The organism is Bacillus fungorum (genome assembly GCF_002746455.1).
GTDB classification, from domain to species: Bacteria; Bacillota; Bacilli; order Bacillales; family Bacillaceae_G; genus Bacillus_A; species Bacillus_A fungorum.
Genome location: NZ_NWUW01000111.1, coordinates 1 through 1,521 on the forward strand (window position 1 = coordinate 1; position 1,521 = coordinate 1,521).

Genomic DNA, 1,521 nt, shown 5'->3' on the forward strand with positions numbered 1-1,521 from the left:
CACGTTGTTGAAAAAAGATTTTGTCAATGAAAATGTCACCTAAAAGGTGACATTTTCACTTTCTATTTCATCTGTAATTTGGTAAGTTAAATATAGGCCAACTTTCTTTAGCGAGAGAAGTTTGGTCCACTTTATCAAGTTTTGTATGATGGCTGTCAACAGGGCTTGTATAGTTACTTTTTGAACTCCACGGTAACGGGCGAAACGTAAACCGTGGAGTTCTTTACTTTGTGCAAAACTAAGTTCCACAGTCGAAGGGCGCACAAACCGCAAAATTTTCCCCCTATAGGACAAGCGCTGATTCCTCAATTTATGATAGATGTCTTCGTGGACAGAAATCCGTAAAACTCGATCTGTTTTTTTCGCAAAGGGGCATCCCGTACAACTTCCTTTTTCAGGCTTGTATTCATGATAGCCGTTTCTTGTAGTCGTTTTATAGGAAAATGGAATACCGCAAGGGCACGCAAATAAATCTTCATTTATTTGTGTAAACTGGCTCTTTTTACACTCTGGATGTTCGTTATTTGCATAACGCCGATATGAAATATAGGAAAACAATTTTTTTTGAAATAATCCCTCCGCTAATCGGGCGTTATAATAGCCCGCATCTAGCGCAATCTCTTTTGGAATATATCCCAATCGTCCTTTTACGCACTCGATTCGGTCTAATAAAATGCGATGACCAGGGACATTTGCCGGTGTGATGTGTGTATCAATGATAAAATTATGTAAACCATCTACGATCCGGTGTTCAAAATAAGCAAACTGTCCCCTGAGATCATGTTTAACAGAAAGGCGTGCATCTGGATCAGTTGGACTTTTTAGAATGCGTTTCGTTTCTATTTTGACTGGTCGAGGAAGAAATGGTTTCTTTCCTTTTTCCATTCTTCGCTTATTTACTTTCTCTAATGTATAAATATCCTCTTTGATTTCCACTTCTTGCAGCCACACTTCACGTTTTCTCTTATTTGCATTTGCTTTCAGTTCTGTTTCATCCGCAATCCAAATGTCACGAGATAGAAAACCATCCTTTTGAATTTGATGTAAGATATACTGAAAAAGCTCTTCCCAAATAGAAGCTCCTTGTATCCGGTGGGTAAGGAATTTAGAAATGGTAGAATGGCATGGGATTTTGGCATGAGGAAAAATACCTAAAAACCATCTATAGGTAGCGTTTTGTTTGACTTGTTTACATGTGAAGCGAACAGAGCGGAACCCTTCAATATATTGAATCAATAAAATTTTCACCAGAATGAGTGGGTCTACAGAAGGGCGCCCAACAGGAGATCGATAGAAAGGTTTCATTAATTTATAAACAATATTCCAATTCATTTCTTTTTCAATTCGAACCAAATGATGGTCTCGGTCATACATATCCTCATAAAATTTACGGTTTTGTGTAATCTCAAGATTTTGTTGATTATAAAACATAAAAACGCCTCCTTTCTTTTTATTCTTCTAGAAAAGGAGACATTTTTAAAGTGTTTTATTTAAAAATTGTATTGACAGAGTTGTTTTTCA

General features: G+C 36.8%; 1 protein-coding gene. It reads right to left on the minus strand.

The features are described 5' to 3' along the window. Nucleotides 1-39: 39 nt before the first annotated feature. Entirely contained in the window at nucleotides 40-1,431 is a 1,392-nt protein-coding gene (locus tag CO726_RS30850; protein ID WP_099686817.1) for an IS1182 family transposase, read from the minus strand. Between the last annotated feature and the right edge of the window lie 90 nt (nucleotides 1,432-1,521).